Genomic DNA, 4,554 nt, shown 5'->3' on the forward strand with positions numbered 1-4,554 from the left:
ATGCTGGCCGTGCACGAAGAGCAGTTGGTGGAGCACGGCGGTGGGGCGGGCGTGCGCGACCCGAATCTGCTGGGTTTGGCACTGGCGCGGCCACAGCAACTGGCCAACTATGCCGAGCCGGATGCCGCTGACCTGGCCGCCAGCTACGGCGTGGGCATTGCACGCAACCATCCGTTTATCGACGGCAACAAGCGCACGGCATTTGTGGCGGTGGAGCTGTTTTTGGCGTTGAACGGCTATGCCTTGACCGCAAGCGATGCCGATTGCGTCTTCACCATGCTCGATGTGGCCATGGGCAAACTGGAAGAGGCCGCCTTCGCAACCTGGATTCGGCAGCACCTGCAGGCTCTTTAAGTTCTAAAACAAGAAATACCGCTGCGCCATCGGCAAGCTTACCGCCGCCTCACACGTCAGCAGCACCCCATCCGCCCGCACGCTATAGGTTTGCGCATCAATCTCCATCTTGGGCAGGTGGCTGTTGTGCACCATGTGCTGCTTGCGCACGGCGCGGATGTCTTTCACTGCGCTCAAAGTCTTGGCCAGGCCGAAGCGTTCCTTGATGCCGCCGGTCAGCCCGGCCTGCGACACAAAAGTGAGCGAGCCGCGCGCCAGGGCCGAGCCGTAGGCGCCAAACATGGGGCGGTAGTGCACCGGCTGGGGCGTGGGGATGCTGGCGTTGGGGTCGCCCATGGCGGCCATGGCGATGAAGCCGCCTTTCAGGATGAGCGCCGGTTTCACGCCAAAAAAGGCCGGTTTCCACACCACCAGATCGGCCCATTTGCCCACTTCGATGCTGCCCACCTCGTGGCTGATGCCGTGGGCCAGCGCCGGGTTGATGGTGTACTTGGCCACGTAGCGTTTGGCGCGGAAGTTGTCGTTGCGTGAGGAATCCTCTGGAAGGCTGCCGCGCTGGGTCTTCATCTTGTGCGCCGTCTGCCAGGTGCGCAGAATCACCTCGCCCACGCGGCCCATGGCCTGGCTGTCGCTGCTCATCATGCTGATGGCACCCAGGTCGTGCAGCACGTCTTCGGCGGCAATGGTTTCCTTGCGGATGCGGCTTTCGGCGAAAGCCAGGTCTTCGGGGATGCTGGCATCCAGGTGGTGGCAAACCATCAGCATGTCCACGTGCTCGTCCAGCGTGTTCACGGTGTAGGGCATGGTGGGGTTGGTGCTACTGGGCAAGAAGTTCGCTTCGCCCACCACCCGCAAGATGTCGGGTGCGTGGCCGCCGCCTGCGCCTTCGGTGTGGAAGGCGCACAGGCCACGGCCCTTGGTGGCAGCAATCGTGTTTTCCACAAAGCCGGATTCATTGAGCGTGTCGGAATGGATGGCCACCTGCACGTCTTCCAGCTCGGCCACGTCCAGGCAGTTACTGATGGCGGCGGGGGTGGTGCCCCAGTCTTCGTGTAATTTGAGGCCAATCACGCCCGCGCCGATCTGCTCGTGCAGCGCGGCGGGTAGGCTGGCGTTGCCCTTGCCCAGAAAACCCAGGTTCATGGGGAAGGCATCGGCGGCTTGCAGCATGCGCTCGATGTTCCACGGCCCGGGCGTGCAGGTGGTGGCAAAGGTGCCGGTGGCCGGGCCGGTGCCGCCGCCCAGCATGGTGGTCACGCCACTGGCCAGGGCTTCTTCGATCTGCTGCGGGCAGATGAAGTGGATGTGGCTGTCGATGCCACCGGCGGTGACGATGTTGCCTTCGCAGCTGATGATTTCGGTGCCGGGGCCGATGATGATGTCTACGCCCGGCTGCACGTCGGGGTTGCCTGCCTTGCCGATGGCGACGATGCGGCCATCTTTGAGGCCAATGTCGGCCTTGACGATGCCCCAGTGGTCCAAGATCAGCGCGTTGGTCATCACGCAGTCCACCGCACCTTCGCTGTTCATGCGTTGGCTTTGCGCCATGCCGTCGCGGATGGTCTTGCCGCCGCCAAACTTGACCTCTTCACCGTAGGCACCTGCAGCCAAGGTGTAGTCTTTTTCCACCTCGATCAGCAGATCGGTATCGGCCAGGCGCACCCGGTCGCCGGTAGTGGGGCCAAAAATCTCGGCGTAAGCGCGTTTGCCAATGGTTGCCATTTAGAGTTTTCCTTGCACGAGGCCACGAAAGCCGTAAACCACACGTTCCCCAGCAAAATCCACCAGCTCCACCGTGCGCTGCTGGCCGGGCTCGAAACGCACTGCACTGCCAGAGGCGATATTCAGCCGCATACCCTGGGCTGCGGCCCGGTCAAAGCCCAGCGCACCATTGGTTTCGGCAAAGTGGTAGTGGCTGCCAACCTGGATGGGCCGGTCTGCCGTGTTGCTGACCACCAGGGTCACGCTGCGTCGGCCGGTGTTCAGGGCGTGGTCGCCGTCGTCGATGAGGAATTCGCCGGGGGTCATGCTGCAGCCCTCAGACTTGGCTGAACAGGTACAGACCCGCCATGCCCAGCACGGTGCCCATGCCGCCCAGCACCATGGCGCGGCGTTCGCCCAGAAAGCGGCGGATGCTCAGGCCGATACCGACACCGCTCATGTGCAAGATACCGGTGGTTAGCAGGAAGCCCGCCGCGTAGCCCGCAAACCCGGTCTCAGGCGTTTCCGCGCCATGGGCCAGACCATGCAAAGAGGCCGCCACCGCAATCAAGCCCAGACCAAACGCTTTGGGTACCGGTTTGGCGGCAATCACCAGCATGAGCCCGAACAAGGTGACAGACAAAGCAATCGCGTGCTCCAGGTAGGGCACGCTCACGCCGCTAGCACCCAGCGCTGCGCTCACCACCAGCGCCAGCATGAACGTCGCGGGCCCTTGCCAAACCTTGTTGGCGGGCAGGGCGCTCACCGACCACACCCCCACGGCCAGCATGGCCAGCAGATGGTCTGGACCAAAGGGGTGGGCCAAGCCCTCCATGAAACCATGGGTTCCATGCCCGGTATGGGCCATGGCGCCCGTAGATGCTGCGGTGGCAGCTATTAAAACAATAGTGCGGATGGATTTTTTATGCATATGAACTCCAAAATATAGGCATCAACTAAAAGGCGCGACTGACTGTTTCAGAAAACCGCAGAACCGGCTTTGCCGGGCTGCTGGTTTTGCCCCCTGCAAGGGGGTTGGCGCAGCGACACGTAGTGCGCGAAGACTGGGGGTGTTGCATATTTAAACAATGGGTTGGTGGACGGTCACTAACTTGGTGCCGTCCGGAAAGGTGGCTTCCACCTGGATGTCGGGAATCATCTCGGCGATGCCGTCCATCACATCGGCGCGGGTCAGGATGTTGCGGCCTGCGCTCATCAACTGGGCCACACTCTGGCCGTCGCGCGCACCTTCCATGACGGCGGCGCTGATGAAGGCAATGGCTTCGGGGTAGTTCAGCTTCAGGCCCCGGGCTTTGCGGCGCTCGGCCAGTAAGGCGGCGGTGAAGATCAACAGCTTGTCTTTTTCACGAGGAGTAAGTTCCATTTCGTTTCTCTCAATAATTAGCTCGTGCGGCCGCAAAGGCCGGCCGAACACGCGGAGTGAGTTCCATAGGATCTTTAAAGTTGTGACTTATTCCACGCATTATTAAGCAAGCTACGGGCCTTAGGTCTACGCCAAATGGCGCACAAGCTTGGTGCATTGCTGGGCACAAAAGCTGCGAAGATGCCGCAGTGACCGAATCCGACCTCACCCCCTTGTCTCCCCTCAACGACGCGCCCCAGCAGGTGGTGAAGATCCGGCGCGACTACAACAGCTGGGTGGCCAGCGAGACGCTGGAAGATTACGCCTTGCGCTTTGCCCCGCAGCGCTTTCGCAAGTGGTCCGAGTGGCGGGTGGCCAACACGGCCTTCGGAGCGGCATCGTTTTTGATTCTGGAAGCCGTGGGCGCAACCTTGCTGGTGCAGCACGGCTTTGTGAATGCCTTCTGGGCCATCGTGGCCACCGGGCTGATCATCTTTTTGGCCGGGCTGCCCATCAGCATCTACGCGGCGCGCTGCGGGGTGGACATGGATTTGCTCACCCGCGGCGCGGGCTTTGGCTATATCGGCTCCACGCTCACCTCGCTGATCTACGCGTCCTTTACCTTCATCTTCTTCGCGCTGGAGGCCGCGGTGATGGCCTACGCGCTGGACCTGTCGCTGGGCATACCGCCGCGCTGGGGCTACCTGATTTGCGCGCTGGTAGTGATTCCGCTGGTCACGCACGGCGTGTCCATGATCAGCCGCCTGCAGGTCTGGACCCAGCCGCTGTGGTTGGTGCTGCTGGTGGTGCCGTTTGCCTACGTATGGATGCGCGAGCCTGGCGCGTTTGCCGGGGTGCTGCACTACGGCGGCGTGGCCGGGCATGCGGACAGCTTCAACCTGCTGTCGTTCGGCGCGGCGCTCACCGTGGGCATTGCGCTGATCACCCAGATGGGCGAGCAGGCCGATTACCTGCGCTTCATGCCTGCGTATAACCCCGCGACCCCCGCCACGCGCCGCCGCTGGTGGCTGGGCGTGCTGGCGGGCGGGCCGGGCTGGGTGCTGCTGGGGGTGCTGAAGATGCTGGGCGGCGCGCTGCTGGCCTACCTGGCCATCACCCACATGGTGCCGCCCGAG

At 62.8% G+C, this 4,554-nt stretch carries 5 protein-coding genes and 1 pseudogene; 2 read left to right on the forward strand and 4 right to left on the reverse strand.

Annotated features, from left to right (window positions below; all coding sequences use genetic code 11):
• On the forward strand, nucleotides 1–354 hold a 354-nt coding region (locus ABI213_RS22710), incomplete at its 5' end, for a type II toxin-antitoxin system death-on-curing family toxin (RefSeq protein WP_348028780.1).
• A 3-nt stretch (nucleotides 355–357) separates the two neighbouring features.
• On the opposite strand, the gene ureC is transcribed toward ABI213_RS22710, so the two are convergent.
• The 4 genes from ureC to ABI213_RS22730 form a co-directional block, all read right to left on the reverse strand.
• On the reverse strand, nucleotides 358–2,076 hold the full coding sequence (ureC, locus tag ABI213_RS22715; protein WP_348028782.1) for an urease subunit alpha: 1,719 nt from the start codon (nucleotides 2,074–2,076) through the stop codon (nucleotides 358–360).
• The gene (locus tag ABI213_RS22720; RefSeq protein WP_348028784.1) at nucleotides 2,077–2,382 is read right to left on the reverse strand and encodes an urease subunit beta; all 306 of its coding nucleotides are present in this window, start codon (nucleotides 2,380–2,382) and stop codon (nucleotides 2,077–2,079) included.
• Nucleotides 2,383–2,392: 10 nt separating this feature from the next.
• On the reverse strand, nucleotides 2,393–2,986 hold the full coding sequence (locus tag ABI213_RS22725; RefSeq protein ID WP_348006068.1) for a HupE/UreJ family protein: 594 nt from the start codon (nucleotides 2,984–2,986) through the stop codon (nucleotides 2,393–2,395).
• 150 nt (nucleotides 2,987–3,136) lie between these two features.
• A complete protein-coding gene (locus ABI213_RS22730) occupies nucleotides 3,137–3,439 on the reverse strand; it encodes an urease subunit gamma (RefSeq protein ID WP_315187082.1) in 303 nt (100 codons plus the stop codon).
• A gap of 188 nt (nucleotides 3,440–3,627) precedes the next feature.
• Between ABI213_RS22730 and ABI213_RS22735 the strand changes: the two are divergent.
• A pseudogene (locus ABI213_RS22735) lies at nucleotides 3,628–4,554 on the forward strand (hybrid sensor histidine kinase/response regulator); the annotation flags it as partial.

The organism is Rhodoferax sp. (assembly GCF_039922535.1).
GTDB lineage: Bacteria > Pseudomonadota > Gammaproteobacteria > Burkholderiales > Burkholderiaceae_C > Rhodoferax_B.